Raw genomic sequence first — 17,693 nt, 5'->3', positions numbered from 1 at the left:
CTCCGACGCTAGACCTCGTGGCCAGCGAGTTTTTCGCGCAGCAGCGCCAGGTCGTGAAGATCCTGCTCACGAGGCTCGTAGCCCTGGTGGAAGTAGAGCTGCTGCTCGACCGACAGGCACCGCACCTCCGTGCCCAGGATCGTGCCGGTGACGAAGCACGAGGCGGGGTAGCGGAACGGCTCGCCGGGCGTCAGCGAGGCCTGCTCGGCGCTGCCGTCCTCGTTGTGGCGCAACGGGTGCAGGTCGATCTCGCGTCCGCCGGGATCGGTGACCACGAACCGGACCGGGCGCCACGAGAGCGTCTCGGCGAACCCGAGCGCGGCGAGCGCCGCGAGGACCTGCGTTTCCTGCTCCTCGCGGTGCATGAGGTCGAGATCGCCGTGCGGACGGGTCTGCGTGCCCACCAAGGCGTCCACACCCCAGCCGCCGCCGATGCAGACGTCGAAGCGTTCAAGTGCAGCCAAGATCTCCAGCACGTCCTCACCGGTCACACCGCACAGCCTGCAGGGGAACCGGAAAAGCCGCCACCGCGTTTCGCGCGCTGCTAGCTGCCCAAGGTCGAGTTGCACGTCCACGTCGTCGGCTCGGCCGGCCTCGACACCGAGGCAGGCGTCGGCCTCGCCCAGCTCGCGCCTTTCTTCGACGCCGCAAGGGAAGCGGGCCTGTACAGCGTCCCGCACTGGTGAAACATCTGGCGCTGAAGGGGATTCCACTGGAGGTGTGTCCCACGTCGAACGTCGTTCTTCGGCACCACGCTCGAAGGCGAGTACCTGGCGGTGGCGCCGTCGTTGCCGGAGGAGATCCAGCGAGTCGTCTGACCGGCGGAACCAGTCGTTTGGGTGGTGGACATCGGCCGGACGGGCGTGGATCGTGCAGCACGTGGAGCAGGTCGTCGAGGTGAAGGACTTGGACGCCGCCAGCGAGGTGTTGAACGCGGCTTATGGCCCGATGCGCCTCAACGGAGGCATAAAACACCCATGCATGAGGATGTCGTCACAGGTCCACGGCCAGGTCCGGTTCGACGAGCTGAGCGGGCGCATCGGCCTGGAGGTCGCCGTCGATCCCATGCGCAACTACGTGTTCGGCCACGCGGGCGCCGGAATGGTCTACTACGGCTCCGGCGGGGAGGACCGCTTCTGGTTGCCCGGTGAGGCTTTCCTGAGCGCTCCTCCCGACAGTCCCTTCGTCGGCGCTATCCGCGACCCGAGACTGTCGACGGTCACGCTGACCCGGTCGGTGATCGAGGAGGTGGCCGGCGACGCGGGTTTCGCCGGTTTCCGGCCCGTGTCACCGGAAGCGGGGGCGGTGTGGTGGTCGACGTGCGTGCACCTGCGCGACGAGGTGCTGCCCCAGTTCGGCGACAACCCGCTGGTGGTGGCGAACGCGACCCACCTGCTGGTGTCCACCACGCTCGCCACCTTCCCCAACACCACGCTCGCCCCGCCGTCGTCGGCCGACCGGCGTGACGCGCATCCGGGAAGCCTGCGCCGCGCGATCGCGTTCATCGAGGCCAACGCCGCGACGGACGTCTCCGCCGCAGACATCGCCCGCGCGGCCCGCGTGTCCATCCGCGCGTTGCAACTCGCCTTCCGCCGCCACCTCGGCACGACACCCATGGCCCACCTGCGGGCCGAGCGGCTCTCGTGCGCCCACGAAGACCTGAAGGCGGGCAAGGGTTCCGTCACCTCGATCGCGGCCCGATGGGGTTATGCTCGCCCGAGCGTCTTCGCCGCCCAGTACCGCGCCGCCTACGGCGTCACCCCGTCCAGGACCCTGCGGTCGCGCTGACTTCGTTTTCCCGGTCGCCCCTTCGCTTCCGCTGCTATCGGTCGTGTCCGGCGTGCGGTGAGGTGGTTCATGACCGCCTGTGAGACCAGCCCGTTCGCCGTGCGGACGCAACGCCACGGCACCCGCTTCGTCGTCGTGTGCAGCGGCGAGATGGACATGACGACCTGCGACCAGTTCTTCGCGGCCGCGCTGTCCGGCATCACCGACACCGGCACCGACCGCGTCTCGATCGACATGGCCGAGGTGAGCTTCCTGTCCGCGGGCGGCCTGCGCAGCCTGCTGGTCCTGCTCTGCGCCGCCCACCACAACGGGAAGTCGTTCTCCGTGCACGACACCCAGCCGCAGGTCCGCAGGGTGCTCGACCTGTTCGGCTTCACCACGTTCAAGGCGAGCCTTGTGTGGGAGGCAACCATGTCGCCGGAGGGCCACCGCAACTAGCTTGACCAGCTATGTTGCTACCGCTGGTGCTGGTGCTCGCGCTGACCCCGCCGACGTCCGCCACGACGGTCCCCGGCGCGGAACACCACGAGGTCGCCCGATTGGCCGACCTCACCACGACAGGCCTCGTCGCCACCGGTCACACCGACCCGGCCGACTGGGCGGGCCTCACGAGCGCCGCGCTGCCCGTCCCCGCCGCCGTCCCGGGAATCCAGATCGACGGCTACTTCCCGGACACCTCGCGCACCAACACCAACCACGGCTGGCACGACTCCCAGTTCGTCGTCAGACTTCCTGACCGCTGGAACGGCGGCCTCGTCGTCACCGGCTCCCCAGGAGTGCGCGAGCAGTACGCCAACGACAGAGCCATCTCCGACTGGGTCCTGTCCCGCGGCTACGCCTTCGCCGCGACCGACAAGGGCAACACCGGAGCGCAGTTCTACCGCGACGGCCGCGCGATGGAGGAGTGGAACCGCCGCTTCACACAACTGACCTTCGCGGCGAAGTCCGTTGTCTCCCAACGCTACGGCCGCGCTCCACGCCGCACCATCGCCACCGGCATCTCCAACGGCGGCTACCTCGTCCGCTGGCAGCTGGAGAACCGCCCGCACCTCTACGACGGCGGCGTCGACTGGGAAGGCACCCTCTGGACCGTGGCGGGCCCGAACCCGCTGACGTTCCTCCCGCCGGTCCTCCGCGCCTACCCGCGGTACCTGGCGGGCGAGCCGGGCGCGCACGAGGAGATGGTCGCGGCGGGCTTCCCGGCCGGCACGGAGTTCCTGTGGGACTACCACTACCGCTACTACTGGGACCTCACCCAGCGCATCTACCGCGAGGAGTTCGACCCGTCGTTCGACGGCCCGCTCGACGCCGGCATCCCGTTCTGCGCCTCCGGCACACCCTCGTGCGATGCGGACTACTCCTACGCCGCCCGCCGCCGCGTCGCCGGACCTGCGGTGTCGCGGGTTTCGTTGACCGGCAAGGTGAAGCGGCCGCTGCTGACCGTGCACGGGACGTACGACGTGTTGCTGCCGATCAGCCAGGACTCGGACGTGTACGCGGCGATGACGCCCGATCGGTTGCACCGGTACTACCGGGTGGAGCAGGGGACGCACGTGGACGGGCTGGTGGACGCGCATCCGGATCGGTTGCGGCCCCTCGCGCCCTGCCACCGGGCGGCGTTCGTGGCTTTGGAGCGGTGGTTGGACGGGGTCGAGCCGCCCCGGTCGGCCACTTTGGGACGGCCTGCCGACGTGTCGACCTGCCCGCTGGCGTGATCCAATCGAGGGTGTGGCAACCATCGAGTACGTCGTCGGCGACATCACCGAGCAGGAAGTCGACGTGATCGTGAACGCCGCCAACTCCTCCCTCCTGGGCGGGGGAGGGGTGGACGGTGCGATCCACCGCAAGGGCGGGCCCGACATCCTGGCCGAATGCCGCGCACTGCGGGCGGGCCACTACGGCGGCGGCCTCAAGACCGGCCAGGCCGTGGCGACGACAGCGGGCAGGCTCCGTGCGCGTTGGGTGGTGCACACGGTCGGCCCCGTCTGGTCGGCCACCGAGGACCGCTCCGCCCTCCTGGCCGACTGCCACCACAACGCGCTGCGACTGGCGGCCGAACTGGGCGCCGGCTCCATCGCGTTCCCCGCGATCTCCACCGGCATCTACCGCTGGCCGGTGGAGGACGCCGCCAGGATCGCCCGCGAGGCAACGAAGAACGCCCCGGTCGACCTGGTCAGGTTCGTCCTGTTCGACCAGCGGACCTACGAGGCCTTCGCCCGCCCGTAGTCAGCGATCTCCATCGCCCACTGGTACACCTCACCAAGATCCCCGAGAGAAGCGGGCAACGAGGCCGGCACCAGCCTGCCGTTCAAAGCGTTCAACAGGTCGTACAACCCGAGATCGGCCCACTCCCACAACATGCTGTCGAAGTTGTAGGCACGCATCAACGGCGCCACCCGCGCACGGATCGAGTCGATCGAATCCTGCGACAGCCCAACGGAGTGCAGGCGAGCACAAGTGGCGGCAGCCGCCTCAACGCTGAAAGACGTGTCCAGGAACGGTTCCAACAGGTTGCCCCACACGTCGAACCGAACGACGTCGGCGATCCGGTGCCGCGAACAGAACGAAGTGAGGCCAACAGCATCGTCCCGCGACAGGAACAAAGTCTCGCCGGACAAGGTGCGGATCTCAGGCTGACCGGAGACGGAAACGTCGCGCACGGCGGACGCGGGCAGCAGGCCGTGCGGGTGCACGCCGGCCCACGGGAACTCGTAGGTCGTGAAGACGATGTGGTCGGGGCCGAACGTCACCGTCACCGAGCCACGGTGCTTTCCCTGACCTGCAAGGAGAAGGGGGTCTCGACGTCGTCGAGGAGGTCGCCGGACTCGACGCGGTGGTGCAGCAGGTCGACGGCGGCGTGGGCGATGGCGGCCTTGTCGGGGGCGATGGAGGTCAGGGACGGTGAGCTGTAAACGCTTTCCTCGTTGTTGTCGAAGCCCACGACGGCGAGGTCGGCCGGCACGCGCACGAGGCGTTCGGCCGCGGCTCGCATGGCGCCGATGGCGAGGAGGTCGTTGAAGCAGAACACGGCGTCCGGTGGGGTGGGCAGGTCGAGCAGCGACCTCATGGCGGCGGCGCCGTCCGCGCGGTGGTAGTTCAGGGCCGGCACGACGAGGTCGTCCACGAACGGGAGTGAGGCCTCGGTCAGCGCGCGGCGGTAGCCCTCCAGGCGGAGCGCGGCCGTGCCTCGGTGGGGGTGGGCGCCGATGGCGGCGATGCGTTTGTGGCCCAACGAGATCAGGTGCCGGACGGCGGCCTGGGCGGCGGCCACGTTGTCGATGCCGACTCGGGAGATCGGGACGTCGACGGCGTGCTCGCCGAGCAGGACGGAGGGGACGGACAGCTGGAAGTCGTCCACCTGGAGCGCTTCAGGGCTGAGGATCGCCGCGTCGACCAAGTGCGGGCCCAGTGAGGCCAGCGCCGAACGCTCGCCGGCCAGGGTGCCGAACGTCTGCTCGATGAGCACGTTCCACTCGTGCTCCTGGGCGGCGGCGATGACGAGGCTCGCGAGCTCCGCGAAGTAGGGGATGGACAGCTCGGGCAGGACCAGGGCGATGAAGCCGGTCCGCCCGCGCCGCAGGTTTCGGGCTCCCAGGTTCGGCCGGTAACCGGTCGCTTCGAGGGCCTCCTCGACGCGGCGGCGGTTGTCCGGTTTCACGAACGAGTAGCCGTTGACCACGTTCGACACGGTCTTGACCGACACGCCCGCGAGCCGGGCGACGTCCTTGAGCGTGGCCAACAGAGCCTCCAGAAAAAGTACCGGGAAACATACCGGGACGGTCTCGGGTCTTTACATCGTTGGAACAACGATGCAAATCTAACGCCAGAGAGCGCGTCCACGTACAGCCCCGTGTGTAGGAGCCAACGATGTCTCGCATCCTGCTCATCGCCGTCGCAGCCTTGCTCGTGACGGGATGCACCAGCAGAGAAACCCCGACCACCGCGTCCAGCGAAGGTCCTGCCGCGTCTGCCGCGCAGAGCCAAAGTGCTGGTCCCGGCTGTGCTCGGAGCAAGACCGGGTACCCCCAGGTCGACCTGAAGGGAGCGGTCGTCGGCTTCTCCCAGTCGGAGAAGGAGGCGAACCCGTTCCGCATCGCGGAGACCCAGTCGATCAAGGACGAGGCGGCCAAGCGAGGCGCCGAGCTGCTGGTCACGAACGCGCAGAGCGATCTGAACAAGCAGATCAGCGACATCAAGTCGCTGCTCGACCGCGGCGCGAAGCTGCTGGTCGTGGCCCCGCTGAACTCGGACGGCCTGCAGCCCGCGTTCGACGCGGCCAAGGCCAAGCAGGTGCCGGTGGTGACGATCGACCGCAAGGTGACGTCGCAGCCGTGCACGGACTACCTGACGTTCATCGGCTCCGACTTCGTGGAGCAGGGCAAGCGGGCCGCCCAGCAGATGATCAAGGCCACCGGAGGTAACGGGAAGGTTGCGATCCTGCTCGGCGCGTCGGGCAACAACGTCACGGTCGACCGCACCAAGGGCTTCAAGGACGGGATCGCCGGCACGCCCGGCCTCACCGTCGTCGCGGAGCAGACCGGCGAGTTCGACAGGTCCAAGGGCCAGGCCGTGATGGAGCAGCTCATCCAGAGCAACCCCGACATCACCGCCGTCTACGCCGAGAACGACGAGATGGGTCTCGGCGCCGTCACCGCCCTCAAGGCCGCGAACAAGCAGCCGGGCAAGGACATCAAGATCGTGTCCGTCGACGGCACCCGCAACGCCGTGCAGCTCGTCGCGGACGGCAGCTACACCGCCGTCGTCGAGTCCAACCCGCGCTTCGGCCCGCTCGCGTTCGACACGCTGGAGAAGTTCGGCAAGGGCGACGAGATCCCGAACACCATCGTGATCTCCGACGACGAGTACGACTCGACGAACGCCGCGCAGAAGCTCGCCAATGCCTACTGACATGCCTGCTGGTCCGGTGATCGAGGTCGCCGGCGTCACCAAGACGTTCGCCGGCGTCCGCGCCCTCAGCGACGTCGACTTCACCCTCCAGCGCGGGGAGATCCACGCGCTGGTGGGGGAGAACGGCGCCGGCAAGTCGACGCTGATCAAGGTGCTGACCGGCATCCACTCCACGGATGCCGGTCAGGTCACCCGCAACGGGAACATCTCCACGATCTACCAGGAGGTGAACCTCGTTCCGCTGATGAGCGTGTCCGCGAACCTGTTCCTCGGCCGCGAGCCGCGCAACAGGTTCGGGCTCATCGACAGGGCCCGCCGGGACGCCGGCGCCGCGGAGCTGTTGCGCGGCTACGGCATCACGGCGGACGTGAGCAGTCCACTCGGGACTCTCGCGGTCGGTGAGCAGCAGATGGTCGCGCTCGCGCGGGCAGTCGACGCGAACGCGGACGTCGTGATCATGGACGAGCCCACGTCGTCGCTGGAGCCGCGCGAGGTCGAGACGCTGCTCGGTGTCGTGCAGAAGCTGCACGAACAGGGCATCGCGATCATCTACGTCAGTCACCGGATGGACGAGCTCTACCGGATCTGCGACACCGTCACGGTGCTGCGGGACGGTGTGAACGTGCACAGCGGTCCCCTGAAGGAACTTCCGCGCATCGAGCTCGTCTCGCTGATGCTCGGCAGGTCGGTCAAGGAGATCGAGAACCACGGCACCACGGCGTTCGGCGAGGAACACCACACCGACGCCGAACCGGTGCTCGAAGCGACCGGTCTCACGAGCAAGCCGCGCATCAGCGACGTCAGCGTCAAGATCCGGCCCGGCGAGGTCGTCGGCCTCGCCGGCCTGCTCGGGTCGGGCCGCACCGAGACCGCGAAAGCGATCATCGGCGCGCTCCCGATCGACGGCGGCACGGTGCTCGTCGCCGGCACTCCGGTGCCGCGCAACGTGAAGGCGGCGACCAGGGCGGGCATCAGCATGCTCGCCGAGGACCGCAAGACCGAGGGCATCATCCCGAACCTGTCCGTGCGCGAGAACATCGTGCTGGCCGCGCTGCCGAGGCTGAGCAGGTTCGGCGTGACCAGCAGGTCCAAACAGGACCGCATCGTGGACACGTTCGTCAAACGGCTGCGCATCAAGGTGTCCAGCCCGGAGCAGAAGGTCGCGGAGCTGTCCGGCGGCAACCAGCAGAAGGTGTTGCTGGCCAGGTGGCTCTGCACCGAACCGAAGATCCTGCTCCTCGACGAGCCGACGCGCGGTATCGACGTCGGCGCGAAGGCCGAGGTGCAGGCGCTGATCGACGAACTCGCGCGGGAAGGCCTGGCGGTGCTGCTGATCAGCTCCGAACTGGACGAACTGCTCGACGGCGCCGATCGGCTCGTCGTGCTGCGCGACGGGTCCGTCGCCGGCGAGTTGGAAGGAGACCAGCTCACCCGTGAGCACGTGCTCAAGGCGATCGCGGCGGAGGTGACGGATGACTCAGGCGACCACGCAGACGCCCACCAGAACAGCCGCTAGCACCGCGGCGGCGAGGAGGCGGTGGCTTCAGGACAACGGTGTCTACGTCGCCGTTGCCGTGCTGCTGCTGTTCAACGCCGTGTTCACGGCCAACTTCCTGACGCTGGGCAACTTCACCACCCAGCTGATCCAGGCCGCGCCGGTGCTCATCGTCGCGCTCGGCATGGCACTGGTGATCGGCACGGAAGGCGTCGACCTGAGCGTCGGCGCGGTGATGGCGCTGGCCGCCGCGATCATCCCGCTCTACCTGGGCGCCGGCTGGCTCACCGCGATCACGATGGCGCTGGTCGTCGGAGTGCTCGCGGGAGCGTTCAACGGTTTCCTCGTCGCCAAGGTCGGCATCCAGCCGATCGTCGCCACCCTCGCGTTGCTGGTGGGTGGACGTGGCCTGGCGCTGGTCATCGCGAACGGCCAGCTCGTCCAGCTGCAGGACCCGACGTTCCTGTCGCTCGGCACCGACGACGTGCTCGGCATCCCGATCAGCGTGCTGATCGCCGGTGTGCTGGCGCTCGTCATCGCGGGCATCACGAACCGCACCACGTTCGGCCGTCAGCTCGTCGCGATCGGTGGCAACCGCAAGGCGGCCACGCTCGCGGGACTTCCGGTGAACCGGGTGCTGATCGGCGTCTACGCGATCACCGGTGTGCTCGCGGCGATCGCCGGCGTCCTCGCCACCTCGCGGCTCGCCGCGAGCGACCCGGCCGACATGGGCCTGCTGATGGAACTGTCCGCGATCACCGCGGTGGTCGTCGGCGGAACCCCGTTGACCGGCGGCAAGGTCCGGGTGCTCGGCACGGTGTTCGGCGTGATCCTCATGCAGCTCGTCAGGGCCACGCTGATCAAGCACAACCTGCCGGACTCGATCGCGCAGATGATCCAGGCCGCGATCATCGTCGCCGCCGTGTACGTGGCCCGGGAGCGCCGATGACCGCCACCCTGACCAAGACGACGCCGACCATGGCCGCCAGGACGAAGGTCCTGCAACGCCAGGGTGCCGCCGTCGCGCTCGTGCTGATGGTCGCGGTGTCGTGGCTGGTGTTCCCGCGCTTCGGCAGCCTCGACAACCTGCGCGACCTCGCCCTGCAGGGCTCGTTCCTCGCGGTGATCGCGATCGGCATGACGTTCGTGATCATCACGGGCGGCATCGACCTGTCGGTCGGTTCGGTCTACGCGCTGGGAGGCGTGCTCGCGGCCTGGGGCTCGCAGTACGGGTTCCTGGTGGCGCTGGCGCTGCCGCTCGTGGTCTGCGGGCTCATCGGGCTGATCAACGGCCTGCTGATCGCCCGCACGAACATGGCGCCGTTCATCGTCACCCTGGCCTCGTTGCTGTTCGCCCGCGGCCTGCTGCTGGTGATCACCGACGAGGGCGCGACCACCTACAAGATCCCGGCGGACAGCGCGTTCGTCGAACTGGGCCGCGGCACGGTGTTCGGCTTCGGTTACCCGATCTTCATCGCCGCCGTGCTGGCCCTCGTGGGCGGAATGCTCCTCAACCGCACCAACTTCGGCCAGAACGTGTTCGCCACCGGAGGCGCCGAGCAGTCGGCGGTCCTCCTGGGGGTTCCCGTCGCCAGGACCAAGGTTCTCGTCTACACGATGAGCGGCACGCTGGCGGGTCTCGCCGGCGCCCTGACCGCCGCTTATCTGCAGTCGGGCGTCACGGTCATCGGCGTCGGTCTCGAACTGGACGCCATCGCGGTCGTCGTCATCGGCGGAACCCTGCTGACCGGTGGCATGGGAACCGTCCTCGGCACCGTGATCGGTGTTGGCCTGATCAAGGTCATCCAGAACGTCATCAACCAGATCGGCACGCTCGACAGCAACTACCAGTCAGTGGTCAGCGGCGTGTTCCTTCTCATCGTCGTTGTCCTACAACGGATATTGCGAAGATAGGAGAGCCATGACCAGACGCGTCCTGGGCGTATTGGTCTCGATCCTCATCACAGCAACCTTCCTGACACCGACAGCGCACGCGGCGGAGTGGGTCCCCAAGACCCCTCCGCTCGCGACACCCTGGACCTCCCAGGTGTCGCCGTCCAACGCGTTGCCCGAGTACCCGCGTCCGCAGCTCCAGCGCCCTGAATGGCAGAACCTCAACGGCGTCTGGGAGTTCGCGGGAGCGGCCAACCTGAACAACCCGCCGATCGGCAGGCCACTGGCCGAAGGCGTCCTCGTGCCGTACCCGATCGAGTCCGCTCTGTCGGGGATCAAGCGGCACGAGGACAACATGTTCTACCGCCGCACCTTCACCGTTCCGTCCTCCTGGAACGGTCGCCAGGTCAAGCTGAACTTCGGCGCGGTGACCTGGGAGACGAGGGTCTGGGTCAACGGCAGGCAGGTCGGCACGCACACCGGCGGCTTCGACGCGTTCTCGTTCGACATCACCTCGGCGCTGATCTCCGGCGCCAACGAGATCGTCGTCGGCGTCACCTCGACGATCGACGGCAGCCGCTACCCGATCGGCAAGCAGCGCAGGAACCCGAGCGGGATCTTCTACACCGCCGCGTCCGGCATCTGGCAGACGGTGTGGCTGGAACCCGTGCGGGCGGCGAACATCACGCGCCTCGACACCACGCCGAACCTGGGTGCCGGCGCGCTCGACCTCGTCGTGCAGGGCACCGCGGGCCAGTCGGTCACGGCCGAGGTGCTCAGCGGCGGGCAGGTGGTCGGCCGGCAGACCGGCACCACCGGCACCTCGCTGCGGGTGCCCGTGCCGAACGCCCGGCTGTGGTCGCCGGACGACCCGTTCCTCTACGACCTGCGCGTGACGCTGGGCGGCGGTGACTCCGTCGTCGGCTACTTCGGCATGCGCTCGCTCGGCAAGGCGATGATCGGCGGCGTCATGCGGCCGATGCTGAACGGGAAGTTCGTCTTCCAGAGCGGCACCCTGGACCAGGGCTACTGGCCGGACGGCATCTACACCGCGCCGACCGACGAGGCCCTGCGCTTCGACCTCGAACGCCAGAAGGCGCTGGGGTTCAACATGGTCCGCAAGCACATCAAGGTCGAACCGGCGCGCTGGTTCTACCACGCGGACCGGCTGGGTCTGATGGTCTGGCAGGACATGCCGTCCGTCGACTCGATCGACGAGGCGCCGAACTCGCACGCCAACTACGAGTCGGAGCTGCGCCGGATCATCGACCAGCTCAAGGGCATCACGTCGATCGTGCAGTGGGTGCCGTTCAACGAGGGCTGGGGCGAGTACGACGCCGGCCGCATCGTGAACCTGATCCGCTCGATCGACAACACCCGCCTGATCAACCACAACTCGGGGTCCAACTGCTGCGTCTCGGACCCCGATCCCGGCAACGGCGACGTGATCGACGACCACCACTACCAGATCTCCGCCAACACCAGGCAGCCCGACGCCAACAGGGTCGCGATGCTCGGTGAGTTCGGCGGTCTGGGCCGCAGGGTCGTCGGCCACGAGTACCAGCCCGGCGCCGGATTCGCCTACGGCGCGCTGTACCCGGACGAGGCGTCGCTGACCAAGCGCTACGAGGAGGTCATCAAGCAGGTCCAGCGGCTGATCCACACCCGTGGTCTGTCCGCGATGGTGTACACCGAACCGTACGACGTCGAGAACGAGGTCAACGGCTTCTACACCTACGACCGGCAGGTGCTGAAGATGACGGAGTCGCGCGTGCGGGCCGTCAACCTCGGGGTGCTCGCGGTGGCTCGCGGCACGTCCGTCAGCCCTGACGACGTGGTGTCGTTGCGCGTCACCACGACCGGCTACACCAACCGGTACCTGCGCCACCAGTCGTCGGTGGCCCGCACGGACGTGATCAGCACGGACCTGGCCAAGCTGGACGCCACGTTCAACCTGCGTCCCGGACTCGCCGACGCTGCCTGCCTGTCGTTCGAGTCGCGGAACTTCCCCGGCCAGTTCCTCAGGCACAGCAACGGAGTCGTCCGCATCGACACGAACAACGGCACGATCGCGGGCGATGCGACGTTCTGCGCGCGGGAGGGATCGGGCGGCACCGCGCTGGAGTCGTTCAACGTGCGCGGTTCGTTCATCCGGCACTACAACGAGGGCGTGTACCTGGCACGCTCCGGTGGCACGAACCCCTGGGACACCGCGAACTCCTTCGCGGCGGACACCACCTGGGCGGTCGGCACCGGCCTGTGGCGCAGCGGCGCGGACCTGCCGCTCGACCAGGCCCGGTCGTTCCGCGTCACCTCACCCGGCTTCACGGACCGCTACCTGCGGCACCGGGAGTCGTTGGCGCGCACGGACGTCGTGACGAGCACGAGTGACGCCCTCACGAAGGCCGACGCGACCTTCGTGGTGCGCAGGGGTCTCGCCGACCCGACCTGCTACTCGCTGGAGTCCCGCAACATCGCCGGGCAGTTCCTGCGGCACTCGGACTTCCGGGTCCGGCTCGGCACCAACGACAACACCGACCTGTTCCGCCGGGACGCGACCTTCTGCGCCCAGCAGGGCACCGGTGGTGTGCGGCTGGAGTCGATCAACGAGCTCGGCACCAACATCCGGCACTACTCGGAGGAGGTCTGGGTCGCCTCGAACGGCGGCGCGCACACGTACGACAACCCTGCCTCGTACAACCAGGACGTGAGCTGGGCCGTGAGCTCACCCTGGACCCCGTAGGAGAGAACATGCTGCTACGAATGGTTTCCGTGTCCGCGATCGTGCTGAGCACGATCACCATCCCTGCCGCGACGGCCTCTGCCGAGGTCGTCGACGCGATGAGCCGCGACTTCGGCATCACGAAGTCCGAAGCGCTGAACCGCATCCGCTCCGAGAAGGTCGCCCTGAAGATCGCGCCGGCCGCCGAGCAGGCCGCCGCCGACGCGTTCGGCGGCAGCTGGTACGCCGACGGTCAGCTGAAGGTGGCGGTGACCGACCCGGCGAAGGTCGACGCGGTCAAGGCCGCGGGCGCCCAGCCGGTGCTCCGCACGAAGACACTCGCGTCGCTGAACGCGGTGAAGTCCGGTTTGGACGGACTGTCGAAGGCCGGTTCGGTGTCGAAGGACGTCGCCGGGTGGCGGGTCGACGTCGAGCGCGGCGCCGTCGTGGTCGACGCCCTGCCGGGAGCCGACCTGTCGGCTCTGCCGAAGGACGTCGTCGTGAACACCGCGGGCGTGCAGCGGCCGCAGACGTTCGCGGCCGGCACCGTGGGCGGCGACCCGTTCTACACGGGCAACGTCCGCTGCTCGATCGGTTTCTCGGTGCACGGCGGTTACGTGACCGCCGGCCACTGCAACGTCGGTGCCTGGAACGTGTACGGCTGGGACCGGTCGTGGCAGGGCGAGTTCGTCGGATCCTCGTTCCCCACCAACGACTACGGCTGGGTGCGCACCGGCGGCGGCTGGTGGAACGTGCCGGTCGTGCTCGGCTGGGGCCAGACGAGCGACTCCCTGGTGCGCGGTTCGTGGGAGGCCCCGCCCGGCACCTCGGTGTGCCGTTCGGGCTCGACCACGCACTGGCACTGCGGCGTGATCCAGGGCCGCAACGAGACCGTGAACTACCAGCAGGGCGCGGTCTACGAGATGGTCGGCACGTCGGTGTGCGCCGAGGGCGGCGACTCCGGCGGTTCGTTCATCACCGGTGACCAGGCGCAGGGCGTGACGTCCGGCGGCTACGGCAACTGCTCCAGCGGTGGCCGCACCTGGTTCCAGCCCGTCAACGAGATCCTTCGCACGTACGGGTTGACGCTCCTCACCGCCTGATCCGGGTTTCCGCCGCGACGCGGGTGTGTCTCCGCGTCGCGGCGGAACCTCCGGCCACCTGACGGGGAAGTCACCTACGTGTGGGGGTCTTCCCCTACGTCTGAGGTCTGCTGTCAGGTCAGACCACGGGCCGATGCGTGCGTAGAGCCCGTCCTTGTGAACTGTCCCGGACGTTCTGACGTTCCTCCGGGGAGAGTTCATGTCCTTCCTGACCGATGCCCTCGAAGGGCTCGCGGGTCTTCCGCAGCCCGCCGTGCTGGCGGTGACGGGTGCTTTGACGCTGGCGGAGTGCACGCTCGGTGTCGGCTTCCTGGCGCCGGGCGAGAGCGCCCTGCTGCTGGCCTCGACGACGGTGACGACCCTGCCCCGGTTCCTGGTCATGTGGCTCGTGGTCACGGTGTGCGCGATTGCCGGTGACAGCATCGGCTACTACCTCGGCCGTCGGTACGGCGATCGGTTGCGCGACAGCAGGATCGTCCGCAAGGTGGGGCGGCAGCACTGGGACAAGGCGGGCGAGTTGTTGCGACGCCGCGGCGCGTGGGCTGTGTTCGCCGCCCGGTTCATGCCCGTCGTGCGGACCCTGGTCCCGGCGTCGGCGGGTGCGTCGAAGCTGGAGTACCGGCGGTTCCTGCCCGCCTCGATCGCCGGCGCGACGTGCTGGTCGGCGCTGCACATCGGCATCGGCGCCACCGCCGGGGCCTCGGCCAAGTACATCGAGTCGGTCTTCAGCGGAGCGATGTGGGTCCTGCTGGGCATCGCGTTGACGGTCGGTGTGGTCGTGGTGCTGCGTCGCCGCAGGCAGGCCGCGGTGAAGACGGCCGAGCTGGAGGAAGTCGCCTGAGCCTGAGGGGAAAGCGCTCTCCCGTCAGCGGAAGTTGACGGGCTCGCGCCGCGTGCGGAACATACGGTTGCGTATGTTCCGTTCGTGGAAGGGGGAGTGGCGATGCCACGTTCGTTTCGGATCGGCTCGTGGGCTTGGATCGCGACCGGTATCGGCCATCTGACGATCATGGGGGTCATGGCGCTCGGCGACGCGGACCCGGCCGGTGACCGCGCGGCCGAGGCGGCGAAGGGGGTCGCGTTCGCGCTGGGGGGAATCCAGCGCACGCTCCACGAGGTCAACCTGGGGATCAACCTCGTGATGTCGATCGCCCTCGTCTTCGGTGGTCTGGCCTGTCTGGTCGTGGCGAAGGAGGTGCCGGTGCCGCGTGCGCTCGCCGGGCTCGGGTTCGCCGCGTCGCTGGTGCTGCTCGCGGTGGCGGTGGTGTTCCTGCCGTCTCCGCCGATCGTCCTGTTCGCGGTGGCCGTGCTGGCTTTCGGGCACGCGTTCGTCGCCGCCGGGCGAAGGGGAACCCTGACGGTCAGTTGAACAGGATCCGCTCGGCCGCGGCCTTGCCGGGTGGCGTGCGCAGCAACGCGAACGCCATCTCGGCGAGGCCCGGTCCGCGGACGAGCGACAGGCCGCGCCGCAACTGCGACCGCAGCAGGTACCGCCGTCGCATCGCCGCGCCGTCGTAGTGCTCCAGCACGTACCTGTTGCCGCTGCGCAGGTAGTCGAACGTGACCTCGGCCGCGAGTTCGGACATCCGCATGCACGGGTCGAGCCCACCCGCCGTGAGCGGCGAGACCGCGCCCGCCGCGTCGCCGACCAGAAGCCCTTGTGGCGACACGATCCTGCGCAGCAAGCCGCCGACCGGGATTGGTCCACCGCGCCTCTTGACCGGTCCTGCCGGCTCCGGTGTGGGGAAGCTGTCGCGGAAGCGTTGCAGCAGCTGGGGGAGCGGTGCGGTGAACCGGTCCGGGCGTCCCGCCAGTCCGACGTGCGCGTGCTCGCCGTCGTCGATGACCCACGCGATGTAACCGGGTGCGAGCCGCGGGTCGACCACGCAGTGGAACGTCGGCGTCGAGCCGGTCCTGACCGGGTAGACCTCCTCGATCCCGGTGATCAGCCGCCGGTTGACGTCGAGGCCGAGGTTCTTCGCGACGGTCGACCTCGCGCCGTCCGCGCCGATGGTGAACCTGGCCCTCGTGGACTTCGCCGGGTAAGTGGCGTTGAGGCTGACCCGCGCGCCCGCCCGTTCGGCGCCCTCGACCGCCGCGGCGTAGATGCCCTCCATGTCGCCGACGCGGAACTCGTCGCGCGTGCTGGTGAGCTCCACCGGGTCGCGGTGCGACGGCGGGTAGAGCAGCACGCGCCGCACCGCCGGACCCAGGTGGGGCAGTTCGTAGTCGTCGAGGGTGCGGCGGACGAAGATGCCCGTCGTGCGGATGCCCGTCCCGAGGCTGGTCCTGCGTTCGCACACGGCCACGTCGAGGCCCGCCTCCGCGAGCAGGCGGGCGGTGGTGAGGCCGGCCAGCCCCGCGCCGACGACGAGCACGTCCACGGTGTCCATGCCGTCCGACGCTAGGGCCGATACCCGGGCGTTTTCCGTTTCCCGGAAACACCTTCACCGGATCTGCACGACATCTCCACATGCGCCGGATTGCCCGATCGCGTTCCGGAACTGGCCGAGGGTGTTCCCAGACGGGCGTCCGGAGGCCAGAATTACCCGTGTGGGGGATGTACACGGACGAACTGTCGAGAGCAGGGCCGGTGTCACCGCCTTCCTGGCGGGCGTGTGGCTGATCGCCGCACCGCCGGTCCTGCACTTCGCCGCGTCGTCGCACGCCTTCCGGCCCTACTGGGTGTCCATGGGCCTGGCCGTCGTGATCATGCTGCTCGGCATGGTGCGGGCGATGGCCCCGCTCGACGTGCCGTTCATCCGGCACGTGACGATCGGGCTGGCGCTGTGGCTGATCGTGGTGGCCCTGCTGCGTGCGGACGGCGGCACCGCCCTCGTGTGGCTCAACCAGCTAGTTGTGGGCGCTCTCATCGCCCTGTCGGCAGGGCTGGCGCTCCTGATCAGCATGCGGCGATGAACACCTGGTCGGACCTCTGCCTGATCTGCGCGGGGCAGCAGGAGTTCGTGGTGAACGTTCACGAGGCAGGCCCGTACGAGCGCAGCCACGACTACACGCGCGTGCTGTTCTGTCGGACGTGCGGGATCGGTGAGCTGCGGTCGTTCAGCTACGACGGCTTCGTGGTGTTCGGCGAGGAGGACGAGGTCATGGTCTGGTCCTCGATCCTCTGCGCCTCCGACGTCGACCTGCTGCGCACGGGTTTCGCGTGTGAGCTGAGGCTTGCGGGCGAGTGCGAGTGCCCCCAGCACGTGCGGGCCTACGACACGAGTGTTCGCGTGGACAAGACGCGGCTGCCGGAGCACGGGCCCGACCGGCACAGTCCGGCCGGGCGCACCACCGTCACCGTCGCTGTCGTCGACGGTCTGGCGGAGTTCCGCTCGGTCTAGCAGCGCTCGCTGGTCTTGGCGAACAGGAAGTAGCTGCTCCCGTCGACCTCACCGTGCGCACGCGTGCACTTGTCGAGCGTGTCCGCCCCGCCCGACCACAGCTCCCGCTGCCCCCGCGCACCCGTCTTGTAGCCGTGCGTCAGGTTCGGCGGCGTCTGGATGTGCGTGCGCAGCGTGAAGTCCCTGCCTTGGCTGGAGATCCACTGGTCCCACACGTAGATGTAGGAGTAGTTCTTCCCACACCCCTTGAACTGCTTCACCGACGCGACGGTCGTGCCGCCGTTCTTCACGTACGCCGTCGAGCCGATCTGGGTGACGCTGCCGCACGACGGGTTGGACTCGGCCTGTGCGGTGCCGGTGGTCGTGCTCAGGACGGCCGCCGCCACGGCTCCCGCGGCAAGGATCTTGCGCATTCGCTGTTCCTCCTCGGTTCGCCT

The 17,693-nt window shown here is 68.7% G+C and carries 20 protein-coding genes; 15 read left to right on the top strand and 5 right to left on the bottom strand.

What is annotated here, in order from left to right; genetic code table 11:
• Positions 1–8 precede the first annotated feature (8 nt).
• The gene (locus ACFWN2_RS21750; RefSeq protein ID WP_382429907.1) at positions 9–491 is read right to left on the bottom strand and encodes a nucleotidyltransferase domain-containing protein; all 483 of its coding nucleotides are present in this window, start codon (positions 489–491) and stop codon (positions 9–11) included.
• A gap of 72 nt (positions 492–563) precedes the next feature.
• On the opposite strand from ACFWN2_RS21750, the gene ACFWN2_RS21745 reads away from it, so the two are divergent.
• The 5 genes from ACFWN2_RS21745 to ACFWN2_RS21725 all read left to right on the top strand — a co-directional run bounded on the left by ACFWN2_RS21745 (position 564) and on the right by ACFWN2_RS21725 (position 4,014).
• Entirely contained in the window at positions 564–686 is a 123-nt protein-coding gene (locus tag ACFWN2_RS21745; RefSeq protein WP_382429905.1) for a hypothetical protein, read from the top strand.
• A gap of 295 nt (positions 687–981) precedes the next feature.
• Complete coding sequence (locus ACFWN2_RS21740; RefSeq protein ID WP_382429903.1) at positions 982–1,788, top strand: helix-turn-helix transcriptional regulator; 807 nt, start codon at positions 982–984, stop codon at positions 1,786–1,788.
• 69 nt (positions 1,789–1,857) lie between these two features.
• Positions 1,858–2,226 (top strand): STAS domain-containing protein, encoded by a 369-nt coding sequence (locus tag ACFWN2_RS21735; RefSeq protein WP_382429901.1) that lies wholly within the window; start codon positions 1,858–1,860, stop codon positions 2,224–2,226.
• 11 nt (positions 2,227–2,237) lie between these two features.
• Positions 2,238–3,503: a prolyl oligopeptidase family serine peptidase gene (locus ACFWN2_RS21730; RefSeq protein ID WP_382429899.1), complete on the top strand. Its 1,266-nt coding sequence runs from the start codon at positions 2,238–2,240 to the stop codon at positions 3,501–3,503.
• A 4-nt stretch (positions 3,504–3,507) separates the two neighbouring features.
• Entirely contained in the window at positions 3,508–4,014 is a 507-nt protein-coding gene (locus tag ACFWN2_RS21725; RefSeq protein ID WP_382430581.1) for an O-acetyl-ADP-ribose deacetylase, read from the top strand.
• Here the strand turns inward: ACFWN2_RS21725 and ACFWN2_RS21720 are convergent.
• Together ACFWN2_RS21720 and ACFWN2_RS21715 are read right to left on the bottom strand one after the other, a co-directional pair.
• Complete coding sequence (locus ACFWN2_RS21720; RefSeq protein ID WP_382429897.1) at positions 3,990–4,544, bottom strand: hypothetical protein; 555 nt, start codon at positions 4,542–4,544, stop codon at positions 3,990–3,992. The genes ACFWN2_RS21725 and ACFWN2_RS21720 overlap by 25 nt on opposite strands.
• The gene (locus tag ACFWN2_RS21715) at positions 4,541–5,530 is read right to left on the bottom strand and encodes a LacI family DNA-binding transcriptional regulator (protein WP_382430579.1); all 990 of its coding nucleotides are present in this window, start codon (positions 5,528–5,530) and stop codon (positions 4,541–4,543) included. The genes ACFWN2_RS21720 and ACFWN2_RS21715 overlap by 4 nt, the downstream gene beginning before the upstream one ends.
• 125 nt (positions 5,531–5,655) lie before the next feature.
• Between ACFWN2_RS21715 and ACFWN2_RS21710 the strand changes: the two genes are divergently transcribed.
• From ACFWN2_RS21710 to ACFWN2_RS21675, 8 genes are all read left to right on the top strand, one after another.
• The gene (locus tag ACFWN2_RS21710) at positions 5,656–6,696 is read left to right on the top strand and encodes an ABC transporter substrate-binding protein (RefSeq protein ID WP_382429895.1); all 1,041 of its coding nucleotides are present in this window, start codon (positions 5,656–5,658) and stop codon (positions 6,694–6,696) included.
• A 1-nt stretch (position 6,697) separates the two neighbouring features.
• Positions 6,698–8,212, top strand: coding sequence for a sugar ABC transporter ATP-binding protein (locus ACFWN2_RS21705; RefSeq protein ID WP_382429893.1), 1,515 nt, complete (start codon positions 6,698–6,700; stop codon positions 8,210–8,212).
• The gene (locus ACFWN2_RS21700) at positions 8,169–9,140 is read left to right on the top strand and encodes an ABC transporter permease (RefSeq protein ID WP_382429891.1); all 972 of its coding nucleotides are present in this window, start codon (positions 8,169–8,171) and stop codon (positions 9,138–9,140) included. The genes ACFWN2_RS21705 and ACFWN2_RS21700 overlap by 44 nt, the downstream gene beginning before the upstream one ends.
• On the top strand, positions 9,137–10,105 hold the full coding sequence (locus ACFWN2_RS21695) for an ABC transporter permease (RefSeq protein ID WP_382429889.1): 969 nt from the start codon (positions 9,137–9,139) through the stop codon (positions 10,103–10,105). The genes ACFWN2_RS21700 and ACFWN2_RS21695 overlap by 4 nt, the downstream gene beginning before the upstream one ends.
• A 7-nt stretch (positions 10,106–10,112) precedes the next feature.
• Positions 10,113–12,827: an AbfB domain-containing protein gene (locus tag ACFWN2_RS21690; RefSeq protein ID WP_382429887.1), complete on the top strand. Its 2,715-nt coding sequence runs from the start codon at positions 10,113–10,115 to the stop codon at positions 12,825–12,827.
• Between the two features lie 8 nt (positions 12,828–12,835).
• The gene (locus tag ACFWN2_RS21685; RefSeq protein ID WP_382429885.1) at positions 12,836–13,909 is read left to right on the top strand and encodes a S1 family peptidase; all 1,074 of its coding nucleotides are present in this window, start codon (positions 12,836–12,838) and stop codon (positions 13,907–13,909) included.
• Between the two features lie 199 nt (positions 13,910–14,108).
• Positions 14,109–14,750 (top strand): DedA family protein, encoded by a 642-nt coding sequence (locus ACFWN2_RS21680; RefSeq protein ID WP_382429883.1) that lies wholly within the window; start codon positions 14,109–14,111, stop codon positions 14,748–14,750.
• 102 nt (positions 14,751–14,852) lie between these two features.
• Positions 14,853–15,278: a hypothetical protein gene (locus ACFWN2_RS21675; RefSeq protein WP_382429881.1), complete on the top strand. Its 426-nt coding sequence runs from the start codon at positions 14,853–14,855 to the stop codon at positions 15,276–15,278.
• Here the strand turns inward: ACFWN2_RS21675 and ACFWN2_RS21670 are convergent.
• Complete coding sequence (locus ACFWN2_RS21670) at positions 15,271–16,302, bottom strand: FAD-dependent oxidoreductase (protein WP_382429879.1); 1,032 nt, start codon at positions 16,300–16,302, stop codon at positions 15,271–15,273. The genes ACFWN2_RS21675 and ACFWN2_RS21670 overlap by 8 nt on opposite strands.
• Positions 16,303–16,462: 160 nt before the next feature.
• On the opposite strand from ACFWN2_RS21670, the gene ACFWN2_RS21665 reads away from it, so the two are divergent.
• Both ACFWN2_RS21665 and ACFWN2_RS21660 read left to right on the top strand, forming a co-directional pair.
• The gene (locus tag ACFWN2_RS21665; RefSeq protein ID WP_382429877.1) at positions 16,463–16,828 is read left to right on the top strand and encodes a hypothetical protein; all 366 of its coding nucleotides are present in this window, start codon (positions 16,463–16,465) and stop codon (positions 16,826–16,828) included.
• Positions 16,825–17,256, top strand: coding sequence for a hypothetical protein (locus ACFWN2_RS21660; protein WP_382429875.1), 432 nt, complete (start codon positions 16,825–16,827; stop codon positions 17,254–17,256). The genes ACFWN2_RS21665 and ACFWN2_RS21660 overlap by 4 nt, the downstream gene beginning before the upstream one ends.
• Here ACFWN2_RS21660 and ACFWN2_RS21655 read toward each other — a convergent pair.
• Positions 17,253–17,669 (bottom strand): hypothetical protein, encoded by a 417-nt coding sequence (locus ACFWN2_RS21655; protein ID WP_382429873.1) that lies wholly within the window; start codon positions 17,667–17,669, stop codon positions 17,253–17,255. The two genes, ACFWN2_RS21660 and ACFWN2_RS21655, sit on opposite strands and share 4 nt — an antisense overlap.
• Between the last annotated feature and the right edge of the window lie 24 nt (positions 17,670–17,693).

This window comes from Lentzea sp. NPDC058436, from assembly GCF_042721515.1.
Classification (GTDB): domain Bacteria; phylum Actinomycetota; class Actinomycetes; order Mycobacteriales; family Pseudonocardiaceae; genus Lentzea.
The sequence above is the reverse complement of the archived record's forward strand: the minus strand, read 5'-3'. Positions and strand labels throughout refer to the sequence as shown.

Coding starts and splice junctions, on each gene's coding strand:
- ACFWN2_RS21740 (WP_382429903.1), top strand. CDS start 982: ATGAGGATGTCGTCACAGGTCCACGGCCAGGTCCGGTTCGACGAGCTG.
- ACFWN2_RS21735 (WP_382429901.1), top strand. CDS start 1,858: ATGACCGCCTGTGAGACCAGCCCGTTCGCCGTGCGGACGCAACGCCAC.
- ACFWN2_RS21730 (WP_382429899.1), top strand. CDS start 2,238: ATGTTGCTACCGCTGGTGCTGGTGCTCGCGCTGACCCCGCCGACGTCC.
- ACFWN2_RS21710 (WP_382429895.1), top strand. CDS start 5,656: ATGTCTCGCATCCTGCTCATCGCCGTCGCAGCCTTGCTCGTGACGGGA.
- ACFWN2_RS21705 (WP_382429893.1), top strand. CDS start 6,698: ATGCCTGCTGGTCCGGTGATCGAGGTCGCCGGCGTCACCAAGACGTTC.
- ACFWN2_RS21700 (WP_382429891.1), top strand. CDS start 8,169: ATGACTCAGGCGACCACGCAGACGCCCACCAGAACAGCCGCTAGCACC.
- ACFWN2_RS21695 (WP_382429889.1), top strand. CDS start 9,137: ATGACCGCCACCCTGACCAAGACGACGCCGACCATGGCCGCCAGGACG.
- ACFWN2_RS21690 (WP_382429887.1), top strand. CDS start 10,113: ATGACCAGACGCGTCCTGGGCGTATTGGTCTCGATCCTCATCACAGCA.
- ACFWN2_RS21685 (WP_382429885.1), top strand. CDS start 12,836: ATGCTGCTACGAATGGTTTCCGTGTCCGCGATCGTGCTGAGCACGATC.
- ACFWN2_RS21680 (WP_382429883.1), top strand. CDS start 14,109: ATGTCCTTCCTGACCGATGCCCTCGAAGGGCTCGCGGGTCTTCCGCAG.
- ACFWN2_RS21675 (WP_382429881.1), top strand. CDS start 14,853: ATGCCACGTTCGTTTCGGATCGGCTCGTGGGCTTGGATCGCGACCGGT.
- ACFWN2_RS21670 (WP_382429879.1), bottom strand. CDS start 16,302: ATGGACACCGTGGACGTGCTCGTCGTCGGCGCGGGGCTGGCCGGCCTC.
- ACFWN2_RS21660 (WP_382429875.1), top strand. CDS start 16,825: ATGAACACCTGGTCGGACCTCTGCCTGATCTGCGCGGGGCAGCAGGAG.
- ACFWN2_RS21655 (WP_382429873.1), bottom strand. CDS start 17,669: ATGCGCAAGATCCTTGCCGCGGGAGCCGTGGCGGCGGCCGTCCTGAGC.